The following is a 22,010-nucleotide window of genomic DNA, read 5'->3' as shown; positions in this document are numbered from 1 at the left end:
CGCTAGGAGAGCACGTCCTTGGTGATGAACCGGCCGTAGGCGAGCGCACCGAAAACGGCGACGTAGCCGCCCTGCAGCAGCGAGTTCGTGAGGAAGGAATCCCAGGCCACCGGCTGGCGGAGCAGGTCCGCGAAGTCCAGCCAGTAGTGGCTGAACAGCCAGGGGTGCAGCCACTCCAGTTGCGGCAGCGCGTCGAGGACCTGGGCGACCACCGAGAGTACGACCGTGGATGCCATCGCGCCCACGGGCACGTCCGTGAGCGTCGACATAAAGAGTCCGATCGCCGACAGGCCCATCAGTGAGACGGCAAGGTACGCGGCAATCAGCAGCAGCCGCAGCAGTGCCTCGGCTGCTCCGATCGAATCACCGGAGAGCAGCGTGACCGGCCCCACCGGGAAGAGCGCCGCACCGATCCCGGCCCCGACCAGCGCCACCAGCAGCGGCGCCGCGACCGCGAAGACCACCGCCCCGGCGAATTTTACGAGCAGCAGCCGGACCCGGCCCGCCGGCGCCACCAGCAGGTACCGCAGGGTTCCCAGCCCGGCCTCGCCGGCCACAGTGTCCCCCGCCACCACCCCCACGGTCAGCGGCAGGAACAGCGGGACGGACACCAGCATGGCCGTCACGCCGACGAACAAACCGTTCTGGGAAATCCGGTCCAGAAATGCCGGACCCCGGCCGGCCGGCACCGCGGAGGACAGCCGGACGGCCACGGCAATCAGGATGGGAATGGCAGCCAGCGCACACAGCATGGCCCAGGTCCTGCGGCGGCGGAAAAGCACGCCAAGTTCGGACGCAAGCAGGCCGCGCCCCCGCTGGCCCTGCCGGAAGGCCGCTGCCGCGGAGCCGCCGGGTCCGGAGACGGAGCTTTCAGCGGCAACGGGCCCGTCCGTTGTGCCGGTTTTGCTACTGGACAATGTCGAAGCCCTCCCCCGTCAGTGCCACGAAGCGCTCTTCCAGGCTGACCTGTTCCGTCGCGAAGCCCCGGACCCTGACACCGGCCGCCACCAGGGCGGCCACGACCGCCTCCGGCGCCACGGCTTCCCCGCCCGCTGCCGCGGGAAGCGGCGCGTAGAGCACTTCACCGTCGGAATCTGCGCTGCCGGAGTTTGGGTTGCCGGCCATTGCCCCGCCGGGCGCCCCGGCGGCGGCCGGGCCGTCCACGGCCGCGCTCAGTCCCAGCCGGGCCAGCACCTGGGTCGCTGTCCCGGCGTCGGGCGTCAGCACCCGGATCCTTGCCTGCCCTGCCTTCCGCAGCTCCGCAAGGGTCCCCTGCGCCACCAGCCGGCCCGCACTCATGATGGCCGCGTGCGTACAGATCTGTTCCACTTCGGCCAGCAGATGGCTGGAGACAAATACCGTGGCGCCGTCGGCCGCGAGCGAGCGCACCAGGTTGCGGACCTCCCGGGTGCCCTGCGGATCGAGTCCGTTGGTCGGTTCGTCCAGGACCAGGAGTTCGCGGGGCGCCAGCAGGGCGTTGGCGATGCCCAGCCGCTGTTTCATGCCCAGCGAATAGGCCCTGACTTTCTTGTCCGCGGCATGCGAGAGCCCCACCTGTTCCAGCGCCGACTGCACCCGGGCTTTCCGGGTCGCGGCGGGAACATGCTGGTCGGCGGCGTCGAAGCGGTGCAGGTTGGCCGCGCCGGAGAGGAAAGGGTAGAACGCCGGCCCCTCCACCAGGGCACCCACGCGGGGCAGCACACCGTGCAGCTGCCGGGGCATCTCCTGGCCAAGGAGCCGGACGGATCCGCTCGTGGCCGCGGCGAGGCCAAGCAGAAGCCGGATGGTGGTGGTTTTGCCTGAGCCGTTGGGGCCAAGGAAGCCGAAGACCGCGCCTTTCGGCACGGCCAGATCGACGCCGTCGACGGCCAGCTGCTGGCCGAAACGCTTGCTGAGACCGGAGGTCTCGATGCTGAGTTCCGTCGCCGGCCCGACGGCGGTCACGCGGCAGTCACCGGGCGGTTCACCGCGGCGTGGCGGCGGCCTGCAGCCGCTCCAACGGCACGGAACCGGCGAGGACACGACCGTCGTCGAGAATCAGCACGTTCACCAGCGACGTGGAGACAAGCCGGCCGCCCGGGACGGCGACGGCGGCCTGCTCCAGCAGCGCGGCGGCGCCGGAACGGCTCCCGCCCTGGTCGGCGGGGCCAGGCCGCAGCGGGTTGGCGGTCGAGGGGTCCGGCGTCTGCGGTGCGGTCGCGCCCGAAAGCGGAACGGTCCCGGCGGGGAATTCCAGCACAGCTTCCCATCCGGTCCCGGTAACCGTGGGCCGCTTCGCGGCATTCCCGGTGGCGGAGTCCGACCGCGGTGTGGCGGCGCCGGACTTGTGCTCCGGCAGCGGGATTTCCTTCACGGTGGCCCCGGGCGGCGGAGTGAAGTTGAAAATGGAGGAATCCGGGGCCTCAAGCGTGAGGCTCGTGAAGGCGACACTGAAGGCCGGCTCGGACTGACCCCGGGCCTTCAGTTCGACGCCGAGCGGCAGTCCGCTTTCGCCGTCGACCGCGATGGCGATCGATTCCAGCAGCGTGACGCCGGACTTCGGGGTGAGCACAAGATTGTAGGCAGCCCGTCCGGCCACCTGGGCATCCGGACCGACCGTCACGTCAGTGCTCGCGTCGAGCTTGGCGAGCAGCTTGTCAGCCAGCTCCTCGGGGGTTGGTGTTCCGGGACGGATCGTGTGGCTGTCAGCAGCACCGGCAGGAAGCTGGGCGTGCGCGGCCGTGTTGTCCTTGGAGTTGTAGAACCAGAGATCGTTGCCGTTCCGGACCGCGTTCCGTTCCGCCATCCGGTCCATGACCTGCACCCGGGCTTTTTCGTGCCCGTCCAGATAAACGCGGGCGGTGTGGGGTCCGGTCAGCAGTTCGAGCCAGGCGGTCTCCGGGGAACCCGCGCCGGCCCCGGACTTGGGCAGGTCCGGCAATCCGATCTCGGAGCGCTGTTCCAGTGTCCCGGACAGTGATTTCTCGCCATGCTGGGCGATCATCAGCAGCACCTGCTGCGGGGTCTTGTCCGGCAGCGGATCTCCGGCGCTGGCCGGAAGGGATCCGGCCAGGACGCCGGCCGCGATCACGGCGGGCACCGCCGCAGCGGGGACCCAACGCAGCCATTTGCGGGTCATTGCGACCGCGCTCCAACCTTGCAGCTCATGATTCAACAGTACGCCCGGCGATGGCCCGTTTCACCCTGCGCCAGCCAATTGGATCACGCCGGCAGCCGCGGCCGCGGCCGGCATTGCGGCTAGGTGAAAACACTGAGCGTCACCTCCACCGCCCCGAGCAGGAGCGCGAGGACCGAGGTCCCGAGACCGGCAACGAGCAACAGCCCCGGATGGGCGAGCCCCACGGCGACCCGCCTGAGCCGGGGCCTCCCGCGCAGGAACTTCCTGGGCAGTCCGCCCGGCGCGGGTACCTGTCTCCAGCCGCGGAGCCGCCGGAGGAACCACGCGCAGCGGATGATGAACGCCAGCCAGAGCACGGACACCACAAGGGGAACCGCGGCCACCAGGAGATTGAATCCCAAGGCCGTGACCTCACGCTCGGAGGCGCCGACGAGGGACTGGATGGTGGTGGAGATCGAGGCGCTCATGACCACTGAGACACCCCACACGAGGAAGGCCGCGGTGAGGGCGAGGAAGCGGATGAAGAAGTGCCCCAGCACGGAGTCTTTCCGCGGCTTGAGATAGCGGCGTGGAGTGGCCTGGAGCACGGCGATAGTCGCCAGCAGGGTCGGGAGGGCGGCCATGCCGACCATCACGTACCAGGACCAGCCGGCGAAATCGAAGAAGTCGTCCGCCACGATCAGCACCGCCCAGAATCCCGCCCAGACCCAGCCGGCAGTGAGGGGCCGGCGGACCAGCCAGTCCGGCAGCCAGGGATCGTCGTCGCCGTGCTCCCCCGCCGGCAGCACCTCCGGCGGGGTTTCCGGCCCGGACTTATCCCTTACCTGCGGCGGGGCTCCCTGCGCGTCGCTCATGTCCACACTGTAGCTACGAGCCCGCGGGACGGGGGCCGGGAACAACGGTGCCGGCGGCGCCGTCGACGGTGATACTGTGCCCGGAGACGATCAGCGAGGTGGCGTCCGGGACGCCGACCACCGCGGGAATCCCGTATTCGCGGGCGACCACGGCTCCGTGCGAATTGGGTCCGCCCATCTCCATCACCAATCCGCCGGCGGTCAGGAACAGCGGCGTCCAGCCCGGGTCGGTGGATGGTGCCACGAGGATTTCACCCGGTTCCAGCCGCGCACCCTGCGGTTCCAGGATGACGCGGGCCGTGGCGGTCACCGTGCCGGCCGATGCCGGGGTGCCCGTCAGCATCCCCGCGGTTCCGGGATCCGCCCCGGCAACAGCCGTCTGCAACGCCTCCGGTTCCGTTCCGTCCGAGAGCAGCACGCGCGGGATGTGCCGGCGGCCCACCTCCCGGGCGTAGGCGTCGCGCCGCAGCGCCACCACGTTGTGCAGCGGCGTCCCGGCGAGGCCCTCGCGGGTCTCGACCAGGTCCAGGAAGAAGACGTCGTCCGCCGCATCGATGCGGCCGGACGCGGCCAGCTCCTGCCCGATGGCCTGCAACTGCGCGCGCACCACGGCCAGCGCTTCGATGATGTGGTACTTCGGCAGTTCGCGCAGCCCGGCAAACATTCGGGTGCGTTTCAGTGCCGCCCGCACCAGGGCTGCCCGCAGCCTGCTGCGCTCCCCCGCGGCGGCGGCCAGCCGTTCTATCTGCACCTCCGCGTCGCGCGCGGCCCTGCTGAACTGCCGGTCCGGGGCCTGGTCGGGGTCATCGAGCCGCAGGTAGTTGGCCAGGACTCCGAGGATATGGGCCGGGTCGTCGGACCAGCGGGGCATCCCCACGTCGATTTCCGCGACCGCCCGGTGCCCGTAGCGGCCCAGGAAGCCGGCGAGCCCCGACTGCATGACGGCTGGAAGTTCGCGGGCGCGGTAGCGGCGGACCAGCTCCGGCACTGCCACGCCGTCGAACACCGCAGCGGATCCGGCGTCGGCCCGGATGACGGAAGCGAGCTGCCAGAGTGCCAGGTCCATTTCGGTGGTCACGTTGTTGGGCAGCCCCCGTAGGACCTGCTGCAGCGCACCGGGACCGGCGTCCTGCCCCAGCAGCCTTCCGGCGGCTGCCAGCAGGCCGAAGCCCAGGGCCGGCAGCGGCAGGATGTTGGGGACCACCGGGAAGAGCTCCTGTCCCAGGATGCGCTCGGCGTGGTCCAGCCGCTGCACCGGGGAGGCCCCGGCCGGCACAACGAGGGCGGTACGGAACCGTTCACCGAATCGTTCCGCCCGGCGCAGCGCGGCCTCGGGCCGGAACAGGGCGCGGAGCAGCGACTCCGGGACCCGGGCGTGCACCGCCACGGGGCCGACGTGCCGCAGCACCCGCCACGGGGATCTGCTGGTGACGGAAAAGCGGGGGTCCGCGAAAAGCCGGCGCAACACTGTCGCGGAGCGGGCCTCCATCACGTCGAACACCCGCGGGACAATCGCCCGCCCAACGGAGCTCCGCAACACCGGCGTCAGGTCGAAGAAGATGCGCTGACCGGCCTGGACGTACGGTGGCGGCCCGTCGTGCGGGACGGGGACGTCAAACCGCGCCGCGCGCGCCACGGAGGAAGCAATCAGCCGGAAGCCTGCCAGCCCCATCGGGGTCAGCGGGCGGGTCAGTCCCTGGGCCAGGCTGAAGCACAGGTAGACGCGGGTTCCGTCCCGGACGCGCCGCTGCTCCGGCAACGGGTAGAGGGTGGTGATCGGCCGTGACTGCGTCAGCCACACCACTGCTCCGCTGTCGATGGCCCATTCGAGGTCCTGCGGTGCACCGAAGTGCACTTCCGCGCGGCGGCCCAGGCGCTCCAGCGCCGCGAGCTGGGCATCGTGCACGCAGGGCTGCGACCCGGCGCCGGACAGCTCGATCCGTTCGGTCCCCCCGCCCGGCAGTGCCCGGATCACCACCTGTTTGCTGCCGATCCGGCGCTCGAGAATCTCTTGCGTGGCACTGTCGAGAACGAAGTGGTCCGGGTTGACGGCCCCGGACACCACCGCCTCACCGAGCCCGGGGCTGGCATCAATGACTGCCTCGTGCCGTCGCCCGGTCACCGGATTTGCGGTGAACAGGACCCCGGCCACCGCTGCGTCCACCATCTCCTGGACCACCACGGCCAGTGCCACCGTCGAGGGGTTGATGCCGTGGGTGGCCCGATAGCTCACGGCGCGGTCCGTCCAGAGCGAAGCCCAGCACTGCCGGACGGCAGCCAGCACGGCGTCCAGGCCCACAACGTTCAGGAACGTGTCCTGCTGGCCGGCGAAACTGGCGAACGGCAGGTCCTCGGCGGTCGCGGAGGACCGCACGGCCACCGGCGTGTCCGTTCCAAGCGCGGCGTAGGCGTCCCGGACGGCCTCGGCAATGTCCGGCGGAACGTCCGCGGCCAGGACCAGGCGCCGGGCGGCGGCGGCCAGCCCGGCGAGCCGTGGAAGGTCATCCGGGGCGGTCGCGGCCAGGTCAGCGTGGACCCCGTCCAGGCCGGCCGGCGAGGTGGCACGCCGGTAGGCCTGTGTGGTCAGGCAGAAACCGGCCGGCACCGGCAGCCCGGCCCGCATCAGTTCGCCCAGGTTGGCCGCCTTGCCCCCGACGTCCGGAAGCAGCTCAGCACCGACCAGCTCCAGTGCGGGCACCAGTTTCTGCCGCGGTTCCTGCCCCAGCGTATCGGTGCCTGGGAGTTGCTCCACCCGCCGGTCCTCCCTTCAACGCGCTTTCGGGTCGCTCGGGGCTACGAATCCCCGAGAATGGGTCCGAAGTTCACCCGGTCCGCCAGCCTGGGATCGTCCCGGTCCGGGACCACCATGACGGGGCCCTTGGCGTGGTGCAGGATGCCGTCCGAGGTGGACCCAAGCAGCATCCCGGCGAAGCCGCCGCGGCCGCGGGTGCCGACGACCACCAGTTCCACGTGCCGGCTGGCCTCGACGAGGATCTCCACAGGCGAGCCATCCACCAGCTGCGTCTCCACCGTGAGGCGGGGAAAGTGACTGCTGATCCAGGCCTTCCCGGCGTCGAGCTGGGTCCTGATGTCGGCGAAGAGCGCGTCCCGGTCCATCGGTGCCGGAACCCAGGCGAGCGACCCGCTGTACTGCGGCACCGCGCACACCACCCGCAGCGGCGCCGAAAACCGCTCGGCCTGGGCCGCCGCCTCCAGCACTGCCACCCGGGCCTGTTCGGAGCCGTCAACCCCCACCACCACAACGTTTCCGACCGGGACACGCCCGGACCTGGCCCGCTCGGCAAGGACATGCTTGTCGTCAGTGGTTTCACCCAGCCGGTCCGCGCAGATCAGGGGCACGGTGACCGTGGGGCATTTGGCATGCGCGGGGAGGGCACTGCTGACAGAGCCGAGCAGCCGCCCGACGAAGCCGCCCCGGCCCCGGGTGCCGAAGACCAGCAGCTCGGCGGTTTCGGACATTTCCAGCAGCACGCCGGAGGCGTCGCCGTTCTCGACGGCGGCGTCGAGGTCGATGCTGTACCCGGCGACCTTGTTCACGGCCTGCTGCAGGATGGCCTCCGCGCCCTCGCGGATCACCGAATCGTCGACCGTGGCGTAGCCCCCGTCGAGTCCCGACGCGGCGAAAATCGGAACGGAATAGGCGGTCACAATGTGCAACGGACGACGGCGGCGCTCAGCCTCGCGCGCGGCCCACACCAGGGCGCACTTGCTGTGGTCTGAACCGTCAACGCCGACTACGATCCCCCGGGGAGCCGCGGACCTACCGGGGGCATCCCCGGCCGGATCCGGATGCACCTGTTCTCGGCCCATGGGGTCTGCCTCCTTGCGATTCCTGCCTGATGTTGCGGCTATTCTGCCAGACGTGTCCGCGTGCAGCGTCCACCGGCGACGCGCGCGAAGAATCCGCGGGCAAGAACCCCTGGTTTTCCCCACTATTCTCGGTTTGCCGGGAACAAGCAAGCAGGCGGCAGGGCGGCATGAGCGGCAAAAGTCACCCAAGTTTTACCCAGTGTTTACACGGCCTCCGGTGACCCCGGATGACGGCGGGTTGGGTCCTCCGCACCGCCCGCAGAGCCCGGACGGCTGCGGAACAGCCAATGTTTCAACGGCTCTATCCAAGGGTGCAAATGTTAGGTATTCTTCGAGGCGTTGCTGAACCGAGACTCGTGTTTCAGAACACAGTTCCTGAGTGCGCTGGGTTTGAGCGGGCAACGCGTCCGGGGCATCAGCCCCGCAACTGGCACCATTCGAGGAAGGACCTGCAGTGTCGAGCATGCCTATGTCCGGGGGTATCGAACGGACCGCCGCCGTCGTAATCGGCACCGGTCTGTCCGGGCTGGCGGTCGCCAGCGAGCTGCAACGCCGGGGCGTGGACGCCATCATCGTGGACGGCCTGGATCTGCTCGGCGCCGGGAATCCGGCCAACACGTCCTCCCTGCAACGCTGCGACGCGGCAGACGCCGGCAGCCTGCGGGAGCGCAATGAGATCCTCCGGCATCTGAGGAACTACGCCGCCAGCCACAAGCTAGACGTGCGCAACAACATCCGGGCCCTGCAGCTGGACCGCCTCGATCCCGGCGCCACCGGCGCCAGCCGGCAGTGGGCCGTCCGCACGCCTGGTGGCGTGCTGCTGGCGGACCATCTCGTCCTGACCCGCTGCGCCCACAGCCAGCTGCGCCGGATGCTTTCGGAACTCGGCATGGCAGCGGGCCAAAACCTAATGGCGGCCATGCACGCCCTGGGAATGTACCTCGTGGGCGTGGGCGAACTCATCACGCCCACCCCGAAGGAAGTGCTGCGCCAGGCCAAAGTGGTGGGCCAGGCGATCTCCGCCAAGGTCTACCCCGACGGCTTTCCCGCCGCGCTGCCCGAGGGTTATGCCCTCGCCGCGCTGGCCTAGCCGGAACCCGCCGCCCCGGACGGGCCGTATCCGACCCCGCGTTGCTTCTTGTTCAGCTTTTGGTGTCGCTGCCGGAGTCCGATTTGAGCCGGCTCTTCGCCATCAGGCCCAGGACGACCAGGATGCCGATCGCGGTCCCGACGAAGATCACGATGCTCCACGGGAACGGCTCCGCTGAGCTGGCCGGCTGTTCCGGGGACGGCGTGATGCCCGGCTGCGCGGTTCCCATCGTGGGAACCGCCGCAGCCGCCGTCGAGCCGGTGGCTCCGGCGGTCGCGGCGGCGGTCGCGGCGGCGGTCGCAGTGAACGTAAAGCTGCCCTCGATTGGGTGACCGTCCGAGCTGGCCACCCGCCACGCGACAGTGAAAAGCCCGGCGGGGGCGCCCGGCCTGAGCCGCTCGGAGGCGACGTTATCCACAATTTCCACCGGGCCGTCGGCCCAGTTTGCCCCCGCAGCGTCAGTCACCGCGATCTGCGCGCCGATCGCCAGCGGGTTCTTGTTGAAGGTGATGGAAACGGTCTCCGGCGGCGTCGCCACCACGGCGCCGGAGACCGGGCTGGTGGACTCGGCGGCATCGTGGGCCGAGGCCGGAGCCGCCGCACCCAGCAGGGCGGCGGAGAGAAGGGCGGCGCCCAGCAGGGCACCGCGAAGCTGTCGGATGAGGCGCATGGGGAAAAGCTGCTCCTAGTGTTGGCTTCCTTACAGACTAGGCGAAAACGCGGGGTCGGCCAGTGGGCGCCAAATAGGATTTAGGCAACACACATCACACCCGGAGGACTAATGCAAGATCTCATGCTCAAGCAAGGCTCCGCACTCGACCGGTATTTCAAGATATCCGAGCGGGGGTCGAACGTCTCCCGCGAGATCCGCGGAGGCTTCGCCACGTTCTTCGCGATGAGCTACATCGTGGTGCTGAACCCGCTGATCCTCTCCGGGCCGGACTCCACCGGCGCAACGCTCGGCTTCCCCGCCGTCGCCGCCACCACCGCCTTCGTGGCCGGCATCCTGACGATCCTGATGGGCGCGTGGGCCAGGCACCCCTTCGCACTGGCAACGGGCCTCGGCGTCAATGCCTTCGTCGCCGTTACGGTGGCCACCAACCCCGGCCTGACCTGGCCGGACATGATGGGCCTTGTGGTGCTCTCGGGCGTCACCATGCTGATCCTGGTCCTCACCGGTTTCCGCACCGCCGTGTTCAAGGCGGTCCCGGAAGGGCTGAAAACCGCGATTGTAGTGGGCATCGGCCTGTTCATCGCCCTGATCGGCCTGGTCAACGCGGGCTTCGTGCGCCGCATCCCGGATATCGCCGGCACCACCGTTCCGGTCGGTCTGGGCTTCGACGGCAAGCTTGTGGGCTGGCCCACCCTGGTCTTTGTCCTTGGCCTGATCCTGACCATTGCCCTCGTGGTCCGGAACGTCAAGGGTGCCATCCTGATCGGCATTGTCGCCTCGACAATCCTGTCCGTGATCCTGGAATTCACCCTGAATATCGGCCCCAGCTTCGACGGCACGACCTACAATCCGCAGGGCTGGTCCCTCGTGGCCCCGGCGTTCTCCGAATGGGCGGCCCCGGACCTGTCGCTGATCGGCCAGGCCAACCCGTTCGGCGCCTTCGAACACCTGGGCTTTGTCGCCGCATCCCTGCTGGCGTTTGTGATCCTGCTGAGCATCTTCTTTGATGCCATGGGCACCATGGTGGGCCTGGCCACCGAGGCGGGCAGCATCGACAAGGAGGGCAACATCCCCAACGTTGACCGCGTGCTCCAGATTGACGCGCTCGGCGCGATCGTGGGCGGCGGCGCGTCGGTTTCCTCCAACCAGATCTTCGTCGAGTCCGGCGCCGGCATCGGCGAAGGCGCACGGACCGGCCTGGCCTCGATCGTCACGGGCCTGCTGTTCCTCGTGGCCATGTTCTTCACGCCGCTGATCAACCTCGTGCCGTTCGAGGCCGTGGCGCCGGCGCTCGTCGTCGTCGGCTTCATGATGGTCTCCCAGGTCGGCAAGATCGACTGGCAGGACCTGGGCATCGCGATCCCGGCCTTCCTGACCTTCACGCTGATGCCGTTCACCTACTCGATCGCCAATGGCCTGGGTGTGGGCTTCATCACCTTCGTCCTGATCCGCACCTTCCAGGGCCGCGCGCGCGAGGTCCACCCGCTGATGTGGGCCGTGGCCGCGGCCTTCCTGCTGTTCTTCGCGATCGGCCCGATCGAAGCGGCTCTGGGGATGCACTAGGGTTTCCGCCTCCCTCGGCCCACCCCGCCGTCCCGCCCGCCGAGATGGCACTTCGCGGCAGTGTTTCCCGAAAATATTGCCGCGAAGTGCGCACTCGGCGGTGTTTAAACGGGGATTCCGGGATTTCGGACGGTCCGACGGCGGCACGGCTGGTTTTCCGGCCCGGGCTGGGGTGAGCTAGGGGCATGGTTTCTTCCGCGCCCGCCGTCGATGTCCCGCCGCAGCCCTGGACCGGACGGTTCGACGGCGACGGCGCCGAGCACCGCCGCTGGTGGCAGTCCGTCACCCCGTACGCCCCGCGCCGCGCCCAACCCGGGCACCCGTCCGCCCGGCCCGCAGTCATTCTCGGTTTCGGCAGCGACGCCGGAGTGCGCCGCAACCAGGGCCGCGCCGGTGCCGCCACCGCCCCCGCCGCGATCCGGTCGGCCCTCGGTCCGCTCGCTTTCCACCTCGGCCGGGAAGTGCACGACGCCGGCGACGTGACCGTGGCCGGGGATGCCCTGGAAGCCGGGCAGGTCCGGGCCGGACTGGCCATCACCAGCCTGCTCGACGCCGGGCAGCTTCCCGTGGTGCTGGGCGGCGGACACGAGACCGCGTTCGCGAGCTACCTGGGCGTGGCCGGGTCCGAGGCAGTGCTCGCCGGCAAACGCCTGGGGGTGCTGAACCTTGACGCCCACTTCGACCTGCGCGACGAGCCCGTGCCCAGTTCCGGCACCCCGTTCCTGCAGATGGCCCGCGCGGAAGCCGCCGCCGGCCGCGAACTGAGATACGCCGTCGTCGGCATCTCCGAGCCGAACAACACGCGCGCACTCTTCGACACCGCCGCCCGGTTGGGCGTGAAGTACCTGCTGGACGAGGACTGCTCGGCCGCTGCCGTGGCGGAATTCATTGCCGCCTTCCTGGCGGACATCGACGTGCTGTACCTGACGATCGACCTCGACGTGCTCCCGGCGGCCGTGGCCCCGGGCGTGAGTGCCCCCGCCGCCTACGGTGTGCCGCTGCCGGTCATCAGCGGGGTGTGCCGCCAAGTGGCAGCGAGCGGGAAGCTCCTGCACCTGGACGTTGCCGAGCTGAACCCGGAGTTCGACATCGACTCGCGCACCGCCAAGGTGGCCGCCCGGCTCGTCACCACAGTGCTGGCCTAGGGCGCGCGCAGTGTCCGGGGCGCCGCTCCGGCGTCGCCGAGGGCCACCCGGGGCAGCGATGCTCAATGCGGGGCAACCCGGCGAAAAGGATGGACTGGCCGACCCGCGACAGCCATGATGAAAGCAGGCGCGAGGTTTCGGCGACCGCAGCAACACGGCTTCTCCTTGCGCGATGGAGGCGAGGCGCATTGTCCCCAACATCCGGCCCTGCAGATCATGTCCTGGCGGACGCTTCCGCCGACGCCCCGGACACGTTCCTGACGGACTACTACGAGCATGTGGCCGACGACGACATCCGGAACTACACTGCCGAATCGCTCCGGAACCGTGCGGCATACCATCGTTCGCTGGCGGCAACCCGCGGCCCGGGCCAGGCCGTCATCGGTGTGCTGAATGAGACGGACACCAGCATAGTGGCAATCGTGGCTGAGGACATGCCGTATTTACTTCCCTCCATCACGGCGGCACTCGCGCGTGACAATGCCGCCATAAGCTTGCTGGTCCACCCCACCTTCACCGTTGGCAGGAACCCTGTGACGAACAAGCTGGTGGACATCCAGCCGATACCACTGCGCACTGCTTTGCCGGTGGGCAACGAACCTCCCGGGATGCCGTCGCCGCTTGAATCCAATGGAAATGTGACCTGCACTGAGGCTTGGATTGCCGTCGAAACCGCCAGGCTTCCGGATCAGGCCAGCGCCGATCGGCTCATTCGTGATCTCCAGGCGGTGCTGGCCGATGTTCGGGCGGCCGCCGAGGATTCCGCAGCAATCCATCGGCACGTGGCCGCGGAAGTTGCCAGCCTGGAGGCCAAAGCCTCCGCAACCACGGATGCAACCGTGAGGGCGGCCAGGGACTTGCTGCCCTGGCTGGACGACGGCAACTTCGTGTTTCTCGGGTACCGCGCATATGACGTAGCCGCCGCTGACGGACTGCCGGTCCTCGCGGCAGGGCCGGGGCCCGGGCTCGGGCTCCTCCGGCACCGCGAGCAGAGCCGGCCGCTGCAACGTTCCGCCCTGCCGGAGTCCCGGGGTCCGGCACCGGTCCTGACGCTGGCCCTCACGAAATCAGGCATCCGTTCCACGGTCCTGCGGGACGCTTACCTGGACGAAGTCAGCCTCCTGAGGTTTGACATGGCCGGCAACCCCACCGGGGAAGTGTGCTTTGTTGGACTTTTCGCCCCCGGCGCTGCAAGCCGGTCCGTGCAACAGATCCCGGTCATCCGGGACAAGGTGGCCTCGGTACTGGACCGCTTCGGATTCCCGCCTAAGTCCCATTCCGGCAAGGAACTGCTGGCGGCCATCGAGGCCTATCCGCGTGACGAGCTCTTCCACATCGACGCAGACGATCTGGCCAGCCATGCACGGGAAATCCTGCGCCTCCAGGAACGCCACAGCACCCGGCTGTTCCTCAGGCCAGATTCCTATGGACGCTTCATGTCCGCCTTGGTTTTCCTTCCCCGCCGCCGCTACAGCACGGCGGTGAGGCTTAACATCGAGCGGGAACTGCGGGAGACTTTCAACTCGCAAGCCGTCGAGTTCGAACTTCGTCTCAGCGAGTCGGCCATGGCCCGCGTGTTTTTCCGGATCCTGCTACCGGGAGGAGGACGGTCCGCCGTCGATGCCTCGGCACTCGAGCTGCGCATCATTGCTGCCACGAGGTCATGGGCCGAGGGCTTGGACGAGGCGCTCCAGCAACGATTCCCCGCGGGCGACGCAGCCCGGCTGTCCGTACAGTGGGCGCAGGCGTTTCCGGCCAGCTACAAGGCTGACTACGAGTCGGAGGATGCCGTCGAGGACATTATCAAGTTCGAAAGCCTTGACGGGCCGGACGGCAGGAACCGCGGTGACCCGCTGCTTTCTGTCTACACACGGCCGGGGACTCCGGTGCTGGCCGAGGACGCCCGGATCCGGCTCTATCTGACACGGCCCCAGAGCCTGACACAGATTCTGCCGTTCTTCCACAATCTGGGGCTCGAGGTGCTCGACCAACGGCCCTTCGACGTCCGGCGCGCCGATGGCCACACCTTCTTCCTGTACGACCTGGGGCTGAAGTACCCCGCCGGCGTTGACCCCCTGGGCACCAGCGAACTTCTTGCCGACTCGTTTTGCGCCGCCATGAGAGGAGACATCGAGTCCGACACCTTTGATGCACTGGTCATCAGGGAAGGAATCGGATGGCGGCAGACAACCATCCTGCGCGGCTACGCGAAATACCTGCAGCAGCTTGGAACCACCAACTCCTACGGGTTCATGGCGGACACGCTGCGGGCGAATGTCCGGGCCACGCGCGCACTCCTGGCACTGTTCGAGGCAAAGTTTGACCCGGACCTCGACCAGCCAACCCGCCTCAGTGACATGGACTCCGCCCGGACTGAGCTGACGGCCGCCATCGACGCCGTCCCGGTCCTGGACGCCGACCGTCTGCTGCGTTCCTTCGCGAGTCTTGTCGAGGCGACCCTGCGCACCAATTACTTCCTGAACAAGCCCTACCTCAGCTTCAAGCTCGACCTGTCCGGCGTCCCCGCCGTACCTGCGCCCCGGCCAAAATACGAAATCTGGGTCTATTCGCCCCGGGTTGAAGGGGTGCATCTGCGCTTTGGCGCCCTTGCCCGCGGCGGGCTTCGCTGGTCCGACCGCCGGGAGGACTTCCGGACGGAGATCCTGGGACTCGTCAAAGCGCAGACCGTCAAGAACGCCGTGATCGTGCCAACAGGTGCCAAGGGGGGTTTCTATCCGAAGCGGCTGCCCGACCCCGCCACAGACCGGACGGCCTGGTTGGCGGAGGGTCAGGAGAGCTACCGGACCTTCATCCGCGGCATGCTGGACGTCACCGACAATCTGCTCACATCCCTGGACGGCGGCCACGGGTCCACCGAGCTGGTTGTGCCGCCCGAGCGGGTGGTCCGGCACGATGGCGATGACTACTACCTGGTCGTTGCCGCCGACAAGGGCACGGCCGCTTTCTCGGACATCGCCAATGCCTTGGCCCTCGACTACGGATTCTGGCTCGGCGATGCCTTCGCCTCGGGCGGCTCGGTGGGCTATGACCACAAACAGATGGGCATCACGGCACGCGGGGCGTGGGAGTCGGTCCGGCACCATTTCCGCGAGCTGCTCATCGACTCCACGGCCGAGGACTTCACGGTAGTGGGCATTGGCGACATGAGCGGTGACGTGTTCGGCAATGGAATGCTGCTGTCCCGCCACATCCTGCTGGTGGCGGCGTTCGACCACCGGCACATCTTCCTCGATCCAACCCCCGATCCGGCCGCCTCCTATGCGGAGCGGCAGCGGCTGTTCGGGCTTCCCCGTTCCTCCTGGGCCGACTACGACGTCTCGAAAATCAGCACGGGCGGCGGCGTCTTCTCCCGGCTGGAGAAGTCGATCGAGATCACCGAAGCGGTGCGCCTGGCACTGGGACTGGAGCCGGGAACGACGGCGATGAGCCCACCGGAGCTGCTCAAGGCCGTCCTTCTGGCACCTGTGGACCTGCTCTACAACGGCGGCATCGGCACGTACATCAAGGCCACCACCGAGACCCACGCGGACGTGGGAGACAAGGCCAACGATCCCATCCGCGTCAACGCCAATCAGCTGAGGACGAGGATCATCGCCGAGGGCGGCAACCTGGGCATCACCCAGCGAGGCCGGGTCGAGGCGGCGCTGGGCGGGGTCCTGCTGAACACCGATGCGATCGACAACTCCGCGGGCGTGGACTGCTCGGACCATGAAGTGAACATCAAGATCTTCCTCGACCGGATGATCGCCGCGGGAAGGATGTCCCCGGAGGAAAGGACAGGCTTCCTGCACTCCCTGCAGGAGGAAGTCGGACGCCTGGTCTTGAAAACCAATGTGGACCAGAACGAGCTCCTCCTCAACGACCGCCAGCTGGTCCGTCGATGGAGCCCGAGCTTTGAGCGGACCATGGACTGGCTGGAGGCCGTGACGGACCTGGACAGGGACCTTGAATGCCTGCCCAGCACAAAGCAGCTGCACGCCCGCCTGCAGACCGGCGCAGGCCTGACGTCTCCGGAGCTTTCCGTACTGGCGGCGTATGCCAAGATCGAGCTGGCAAGGGAACTCACACTCAGCGGGCTCGCCGATGACCCTTGGTTCTCCCGGACGGTGCGCGGCTACTTTCCTGGCCAGCTATCGGAGCGGTTCGGGGAGGAGCTGTCCACGCATCCGCTGCGGCGGCAGATCGTGGCCACTGTTATTGCCAACGACATGATCAATCTGGGGGGCGTTGCCTTCGCCTTCAGGGCAATGGAGGAGACCACGGTATCGGCGGCCGCCGTGGCCCGCGGGTTCGTGGTCATGCGCAAGATCTGGGACTTTGACTCAATCACCCAAGTCCTCGCCCAGCTGCCGGCACGCATCCCCAGCGAGCACGCGTGTGCGGTGGCACTCGACATGCGCCGCCTGCTGGACCGCTCGACACGGTGGTATGTCACCCACGATTTCCGGGACAAGCCAATCGCCGATGCATTGGCCCGGCTCGAGCCCCCCATGTCGCTTCTGCGCCCAAAGTTCGGCAGCTTCCTTCACGGCGTGAATCTGCAGCATGCGCTGATCCGACTGGCCCACACCGACGCCGTCGGCCTGCCCCATGAATTGGGCGTGCGTGCCTCCGAGATCCTGGTCAGCTACGGTCTTCTGGACATCTCCGCCATATCGGAAGAGCTCCAGGAGCCCGTGGACGCCGTGGCTGAAGTGTACTTTGCCGTCTTCGAGCGGATCTCGGCGGTCCCCATTCTTGAACACATCACGGCGTTGCCGCGGGAAACGCATTGGGAGGCCCTCGCGCGGGCGGCCCTTCGGGACGACATGTATTTGGTCCTTGCCGGCATGACGAAGGCTGTTGTGCGGAGTACTCCACGCCCCTCCACACCCGGAGGCGATCCGGTCGAGCGCATCGTCGACTGGGAACGCGAAAACATCGAACAACTCGGCAGGATCCAGGAAACCATCAAGGAGGCCATCAAGCCGGGCCCGGTGGACATCGCAGCATTGTCCGTCGCGGTCAAGCTGTTGCGGGCCGTGGTCAGCCGCTAGGCACAGGATGCCCTGACAACGATCCGGCAAGCGGGCCATGGGTTGCTGGCCGCGCCAGGACGTCGCTGACGAAACGCAGGATCTCCTCGCCGGCCATCACTCCGGAAGCCGACGTCACCGTCAGGTTCGGCCTGCTGAACGAGTCATTGTGGAGTTCGCCGTGCGATGGACGGATGGCGATGTCCGCCAGTTCAAGGATGCCCGCGTCCAGGCGTGAGTCGCCCGCGGCAACCAGGAGACCCGAACCGCTCCGCCGCCGGACCTCCTCCACAGCGGCTTCCTTGGTGATCGGGGCCGGCACGCAGTAGAGCTTTCGCCCCTGCAGCGACGTCGTCCAGCCGCGGGCGCCGCACCAGTCGTTGAGCTCGTCCAGGTACACGTCGGGCAGCGCCTGCCGGTCAACGATCGAGTACACGAAGTAGTCTTCGGCGGTCCGGACCCGCAGGACCGCGGGGTCCGCCGCGCTGCCGGTGAGGTGGCCGAGCACGTCGTCCAGCGGCGCACATTCCGACCCCAGGGACCGCCGGATGTGCCGCGACCAGTCGCGGTCCGGCTCGCCCTCATGCAGGAGCACGGCGCCGTTCGTGGTCACGGCGTACCCTCGGCCGGAGCCCGGCAGCCGCACCCGGGAGAACTGGGCCTGGGTGCGGGTGGTGACAGGCACGAAGACGCTTCGCTCCACGATCCCTTCCAGCAGCTCCTCCGCTGCCCGGGTCATAAAGGACAGCGGCGCTGCGTCATAGACTTCAGCGACCACCATCCGGGGCGCCAGATGGTCGCTTCCCACGAGCGCCATGGAGTTCGCCGAGTAGATCAGGGTACGGTCCAGGTCGCTGGCCACCATGACCGGGGCGCCGCCTGAATCAAGGTTCATACGTCGATCACAGCCTTGCCATCGGCGCCGGTTGCGCCCGGAGTGTGGAGCGGATGGATCAGTCCGACGCAGCTGTAGGCCAGGTCCGGAACTTCCAGCACCTCGACGCCGCGCTGTTCGGCCAGGTGCAGCACGTGGGCGAGCTCCGGCACTGCCTCGGGGCGCACCAGAACTTTCCACGGCACGCGCCGCAGGAGGACCCGGGTGGTTTCGCCGACGCCGGGCTTAACCAGGTTCACGTTGTTGATGCCGAAGCTGCGGCTGATCTCCTCGACGGCGGCCCATCCGGACCAGTCTGCGTCCGGGAGTCCGGCGATATCTGAAGGGGCGTGGGCTGCTGCTCGCAGGACCTCGTCCCGGACGCCGGGGAACTGGGCCGTGACGGCCACCAGGAAGTCGCGGGAGACGTCGCTGCCGGCGAGTTCGGAGTAGAACTTGGCTCCGTGGAAATCGCCGGGGCCGATCAGCGCCTTGTTGAAGACGGTGCGTGAGACGAGGCCGGAGACCGTCGAGTTCAGGCAGGCCGAGGGGACGAGATAGTCCTCCCGGGTGCCGAAGATCCGGACGCTGCGCCCGGGATCCGCGAGCACCGCGAGGTCGGGCCGGAACACCGGCCCGTCGGTCTGTCGGAAGAGTTCGACGGCGGCGGCGAGTTCGCGGGCGATGGCTCCCTTCCCGGTCCAGCCGTCGACGAACATTACGTCCTCCGGGCGGTGCCGGGAGGCGAGATAGCCCAGGGCGGACTGGTCGATGCCGAGCCCGCGGACGATGCTCACGGCATAGTGCGGCAGCTTCAGCCCGTGGACTTCCCAGGCCCAACGCTTCATCAGGATGCCCACGGGGGTTCCGGCGCGGGCAAGGGAAACGAGCACGGGCGCGTTGCCGCGCAGTTTCAGGACCTGTTCGGTGAGCGTTCCGACCGCGTGTGCGATCCGGACCGCCGAGCTCTCCAGCGCGGCCTGGAACAAAGCGCCGTACTCGGGCGAGGGTTCGAACTCCTCCGGCAACGATTCGGCGTAACTGGCCCGGCCGGACTGGATCGCGGCTTCACGTTCCTCCCTGGGTGCTTCCAGTTGCGCCGAGCTCAGGTCCTTCAGCAACCACTCCACGTCCTCCGGCTGATATGAGCCGAAGGCGGGGCCGGTCAGCGGCGTCGGGAACGGCGGCTGGACCGGCAGCACCACGAGCCGGACATCGTCGGCGCTGCCGGCGACGGCCTCGGCGATCCTGCCGGGGGCCAGGAGTCCGGAAGGCGCGGTACCCGGTTCGGCCATGACCAGCACCGTATCGAAGCGCCCCTCGGGGTGCATAAAGTTGTAGGCAAAGCGCGGCCCGGGCCCGTCCGGGGCGTCACCGTCACTGCCGAAGGCAATCCCGGAACGGATCGCGTAGCCCGGTTTATCCAACGCCGCGATGGGTGAGCGGGTACTGGTGGAATAGCGGATGTCGGCGTCAGGGCACTGATCCTGCAGCCGGGCCGCGACCGCCAGGGGCAGGGCCATGAATTCCTCCGTGGCGAGGACCAGCACCCGGGCTCCCGCCCCGGCGCGGCTGCCAAGGGCGGCGGCGAGGGCGTCCGCGATGCGCGCCGCCTGGTCCGGATCGGGACGCCCGGCAACGCCGAAGCGTGCGCTGCGGACCGGCGGCACGATTCCGTGCAAGTCCAGCGTCTGGATCCGGCCCGGGCCGGGGACCGCTGCGCACGGGAGCGGGAGGCTGCTGATCAGCTCCGCCGCGTCCGCAGCCAGTGTTTCCGGCAGCCGGATGCTTCCCTGCGCCAGTGCCACGGCGCTGATGCCAGTGCCGAGTTCGCGTGCCAGTTCCTCAAGGCGGTCCCGGTCCGCCGGGGAGCGCAGGTCCACCAGGGAGGCGACGATGTACCGGCGGTGCGGGGCGGTGCGGTGCAGTTCGCGGATGGTGTTGATGATCGTGGCGCCGGTGCTCAGCTCGTCATCCACCAGGACCACGGTTTCGGCCTGATTTAGGGCGGCGCGGCTGGTTGGCAGCAGCTGATGGGAGGTTGCGTGCGAATGCATTTCCTCGAATGCGCCGTACGGCTCGACCCCGCTGCTGCTGTGCCGGGTGGAGTGGATGTAGTAGGTCCCCAGTTGCCCGGCCACCAACTGGCCCAGCCCGGTGGCGGTTTCCGCGTAACCGATAGTCACGACGCCGGGAAGGTCCGTGTGCTGCCGGGCGAGCAGTTCGCACAGGCCTGCCACGGCCGCCAGCCTGGTGCATCGTTCGGCGTTCGGGGTGGTCCCGCCGTCGGGGCATGACTCCCCGTCCAGCAGGCGCCCCAGCCGCTCCGCGGCCTCGTCAATGACGGCGGTCAGCGCTCCGGCGGCGGCATCCGGGTCCCCGGCGACGAAGTCCTGGAGTTCCCTGCGGACCAGGAGCCCCAGGAGCTGGCCCGCCGACGTCGCGATCCCGGGTTCGGTGGGAACGTGCTTGGCGAGTACCAGGGAGACCAGCAGGTGGGCCCGTTTGGGATTGCGCCGCAGCGCCAGACCGACCAGGGACTTCACGGGCAGCACGCTGCGACCGGGGTCTGAGGCCACGTCGACGCCGAGGGCATCGCGCACGTAGCCACCGCTCCACGGAGCGTCCGTCGAGAGTTGCTTCACCGCATGCTCGCTTCCAGTAGTTCGACAAAATTGACTCCGGGCCTCGCGACGCCGAAGGCCCTGGCACGCAACAGGGTTCGCTCCGCCCAGGCACGATGCGGCTTCAGCTCATTCATCTTGTTGCCATACGAGGATGCCTGCACGCCTCCCCCTGCGCTTCCGGCGATGTCCAGGGCATCGAGGTACTCCTCGTGGCTCACGACGCACATGGCGTGCACCACGGGCACATGGCTGGGATGGATGACGGTCTTGCCCAGCAGGCCGTTGGCGAGATCCAGTTCGATCTCGCGGATCAGGCCGTCCAGGTTGTCCATCAGGATGCGCTTCCGGAGCCCGGCTTCGTTGGCGGCTTCAAACGGCGTGGACCGCAATTGAGGCCGCAGGACCCGCTCGGTATTGACGAAGTGTTCCCAGACCGGGCCGGAGATGACCCAGCCGTCATCCGGGCGGCCGAAGATGTTCACGACGTCGCCGATGATGTTCGCGACGACTTTGACGTTGTAGATGGTCAGATCGCGGGAACGCCGCAGGCCAAAGGCACTGGACATGTCCGTGGCACCAATCCGGACGCACAGCACGAGCTCACGGAACTCTTCGACCAGGGCCAGGTTGTCCGTCAGCACCCGGACGCGTGACTCCAGATGGGTGGTCGACAGGTCCTCGATGATCGGCATCGCCCGCAGGGCCTGTTCCGCTGAGGCACCGGTGCGTCCGGCTTCTTCGTTCAACAGCTGCAGTGCCGCCAGGAAGGCCCGCCCGCGCCCTGTTTCGTTCTCGAACTTGGGCAGGACGAAGCCGTAGACGACCCTGAGCGCGTCACCTGCCCGGCGTCCGACGTCGAGCAGCTGCTCGGGCGTACGGCAGCGGATGAAGATCAGCGGAAGCTCGCCCGGATCGTCCTGGGACAGTTCGGCCAGAGCGGCGAGCAGGTTCTCCTCCGCGGCGGGCACTTCCTCGTCGGGGACGGCGTCTTCGAGGCAGACAACGGTGCTGAGGCATCCCGCCCCGGCTTGTTTCCGGATTCCCTGTGCCAGCGAGCTTCTGGTGGCGGGCGAGTACAGGGTGGCACCCAGCGCGACGGCCAGCAGGCCTGGGTCCGAGGCACGGTGGAGGTGTTCAGGGCGCAGGTGGAATAGCCGTTCCTTGACGGATTCGGCCAAGGCTTTGAAGTGCTGCATTGT

14 protein-coding genes are annotated in these 22,010 nt (G+C 68.3%); 4 read left to right on the top strand and 10 right to left on the bottom strand.

Annotated features, from left to right (window positions below; all coding sequences use genetic code 11):
* Positions 1-2: 2 nt before the first annotated feature.
* The 6 genes from J2X01_RS05465 to J2X01_RS05440 all read right to left on the bottom strand — a co-directional run bounded on the left by J2X01_RS05465 (position 3) and on the right by J2X01_RS05440 (position 7,803).
* Positions 3-803 carry an ABC transporter permease gene (locus J2X01_RS05465; protein ID WP_310051691.1) on the bottom strand — a complete coding sequence of 267 codons (801 nt, stop codon included), beginning with the start codon at positions 801-803 and terminating at the stop codon, positions 3-5.
* Between the two features lie 103 nt (positions 804-906).
* Positions 907-1,944, bottom strand: coding sequence for an ABC transporter ATP-binding protein (locus J2X01_RS05460; protein ID WP_310051489.1), 1,038 nt, complete (start codon positions 1,942-1,944; stop codon positions 907-909).
* Positions 1,945-1,963: 19 nt separating this feature from the next.
* Complete coding sequence (locus tag J2X01_RS05455) at positions 1,964-3,118, bottom strand: LolA family protein (protein WP_310051486.1); 1,155 nt, start codon at positions 3,116-3,118, stop codon at positions 1,964-1,966.
* 119 nt (positions 3,119-3,237) lie between these two features.
* The gene (locus J2X01_RS05450; RefSeq protein ID WP_310051484.1) at positions 3,238-3,972 is read right to left on the bottom strand and encodes a hypothetical protein; all 735 of its coding nucleotides are present in this window, start codon (positions 3,970-3,972) and stop codon (positions 3,238-3,240) included.
* A 13-nt stretch (positions 3,973-3,985) separates the two neighbouring features.
* A complete protein-coding gene (locus J2X01_RS05445) occupies positions 3,986-6,724 on the bottom strand; it encodes a PEP/pyruvate-binding domain-containing protein (protein ID WP_374724934.1) in 2,739 nt (912 codons plus the stop codon).
* A 41-nt stretch (positions 6,725-6,765) separates the two neighbouring features.
* Complete coding sequence (locus J2X01_RS05440) at positions 6,766-7,803, bottom strand: universal stress protein (protein ID WP_310051482.1); 1,038 nt, start codon at positions 7,801-7,803, stop codon at positions 6,766-6,768.
* Between the two features lie 463 nt (positions 7,804-8,266).
* On the opposite strand from J2X01_RS05440, the gene J2X01_RS05435 reads away from it, so the two are divergent.
* Positions 8,267-8,893 (top strand): NAD(P)/FAD-dependent oxidoreductase, encoded by a 627-nt coding sequence (locus J2X01_RS05435; RefSeq protein ID WP_310051686.1) that lies wholly within the window; start codon positions 8,267-8,269, stop codon positions 8,891-8,893.
* A 52-nt stretch (positions 8,894-8,945) separates the two neighbouring features.
* Here J2X01_RS05435 and J2X01_RS05430 read toward each other — a convergent pair whose 3' ends face one another.
* Positions 8,946-9,563 (bottom strand): copper resistance CopC family protein, encoded by a 618-nt coding sequence (locus J2X01_RS05430; RefSeq protein WP_310051480.1) that lies wholly within the window; start codon positions 9,561-9,563, stop codon positions 8,946-8,948.
* A gap of 123 nt (positions 9,564-9,686) precedes the next feature.
* Between J2X01_RS05430 and J2X01_RS05425 the strand changes: the two genes are divergently transcribed.
* The 3 genes from J2X01_RS05425 (at position 9,687) to J2X01_RS05415 (ending at position 17,331) form a co-directional block, all read left to right on the top strand.
* Positions 9,687-11,129 carry an NCS2 family permease gene (locus J2X01_RS05425; RefSeq protein ID WP_310051683.1) on the top strand — a complete coding sequence of 481 codons (1,443 nt, stop codon included), beginning with the start codon at positions 9,687-9,689 and terminating at the stop codon, positions 11,127-11,129.
* Between the two features lie 185 nt (positions 11,130-11,314).
* Positions 11,315-12,274 carry a formimidoylglutamase gene (hutG, locus tag J2X01_RS05420; protein ID WP_310051478.1) on the top strand — a complete coding sequence of 320 codons (960 nt, stop codon included), beginning with the start codon at positions 11,315-11,317 and terminating at the stop codon, positions 12,272-12,274.
* Between the two features lie 188 nt (positions 12,275-12,462).
* Positions 12,463-17,331 carry an NAD-glutamate dehydrogenase gene (locus J2X01_RS05415; RefSeq protein ID WP_310051476.1) on the top strand — a complete coding sequence of 1,623 codons (4,869 nt, stop codon included), beginning with the start codon at positions 12,463-12,465 and terminating at the stop codon, positions 17,329-17,331.
* Here the strand turns inward: J2X01_RS05415 and J2X01_RS05410 are convergent.
* The 3 genes from J2X01_RS05410 to J2X01_RS05400 are packed head-to-tail and all read right to left on the bottom strand — an operon-like array spanning position 17,321 to position 22,007.
* Positions 17,321-18,205 carry an HAD family hydrolase gene (locus J2X01_RS05410; RefSeq protein ID WP_310051473.1) on the bottom strand — a complete coding sequence of 295 codons (885 nt, stop codon included), beginning with the start codon at positions 18,203-18,205 and terminating at the stop codon, positions 17,321-17,323. The genes J2X01_RS05415 and J2X01_RS05410 overlap by 11 nt on opposite strands.
* Positions 18,202-20,829 (bottom strand): phosphoribosyltransferase domain-containing protein, encoded by a 2,628-nt coding sequence (locus J2X01_RS05405; protein ID WP_310051471.1) that lies wholly within the window; start codon positions 20,827-20,829, stop codon positions 18,202-18,204. The genes J2X01_RS05410 and J2X01_RS05405 overlap by 4 nt, the downstream gene beginning before the upstream one ends.
* A complete protein-coding gene (locus J2X01_RS05400; RefSeq protein WP_310051468.1) occupies positions 20,826-22,007 on the bottom strand; it encodes an HpcH/HpaI aldolase/citrate lyase family protein in 1,182 nt (393 codons plus the stop codon). Before J2X01_RS05400 ends, J2X01_RS05405 begins: the two co-directional genes overlap by 4 nt.
* Positions 22,008-22,010: the final 3 nt, after the last annotated feature.

The sequence above is a fragment of the Arthrobacter ginsengisoli genome, from assembly GCF_031456935.1.
GTDB lineage: Bacteria > Actinomycetota > Actinomycetes > Actinomycetales > Micrococcaceae > Arthrobacter > Arthrobacter ginsengisoli.
The sequence above is the reverse complement of the archived record's forward strand: the minus strand, read 5'-3'. Positions and strand labels throughout refer to the sequence as shown.

Coding starts and splice junctions, on each gene's coding strand:
- J2X01_RS05440 (WP_310051482.1), bottom strand. CDS start 7,803: ATGGGCCGAGAACAGGTGCATCCGGATCCGGCCGGGGATGCCCCCGGT.
- J2X01_RS05400 (WP_310051468.1), bottom strand. CDS start 22,007: ATGCAGCACTTCAAAGCCTTGGCCGAATCCGTCAAGGAACGGCTATTC.
- J2X01_RS05435 (WP_310051686.1), top strand. CDS start 8,267: ATGCCTATGTCCGGGGGTATCGAACGGACCGCCGCCGTCGTAATCGGC.
- hutG (WP_310051478.1), top strand. CDS start 11,315: ATGGTTTCTTCCGCGCCCGCCGTCGATGTCCCGCCGCAGCCCTGGACC.
- J2X01_RS05425 (WP_310051683.1), top strand. CDS start 9,687: ATGCTCAAGCAAGGCTCCGCACTCGACCGGTATTTCAAGATATCCGAG.
- J2X01_RS05430 (WP_310051480.1), bottom strand. CDS start 9,563: ATGCGCCTCATCCGACAGCTTCGCGGTGCCCTGCTGGGCGCCGCCCTT.
- J2X01_RS05410 (WP_310051473.1), bottom strand. CDS start 18,205: ATGAACCTTGATTCAGGCGGCGCCCCGGTCATGGTGGCCAGCGACCTG.
- J2X01_RS05455 (WP_310051486.1), bottom strand. CDS start 3,118: ATGACCCGCAAATGGCTGCGTTGGGTCCCCGCTGCGGCGGTGCCCGCC.
- J2X01_RS05450 (WP_310051484.1), bottom strand. CDS start 3,972: ATGAGCGACGCGCAGGGAGCCCCGCCGCAGGTAAGGGATAAGTCCGGG.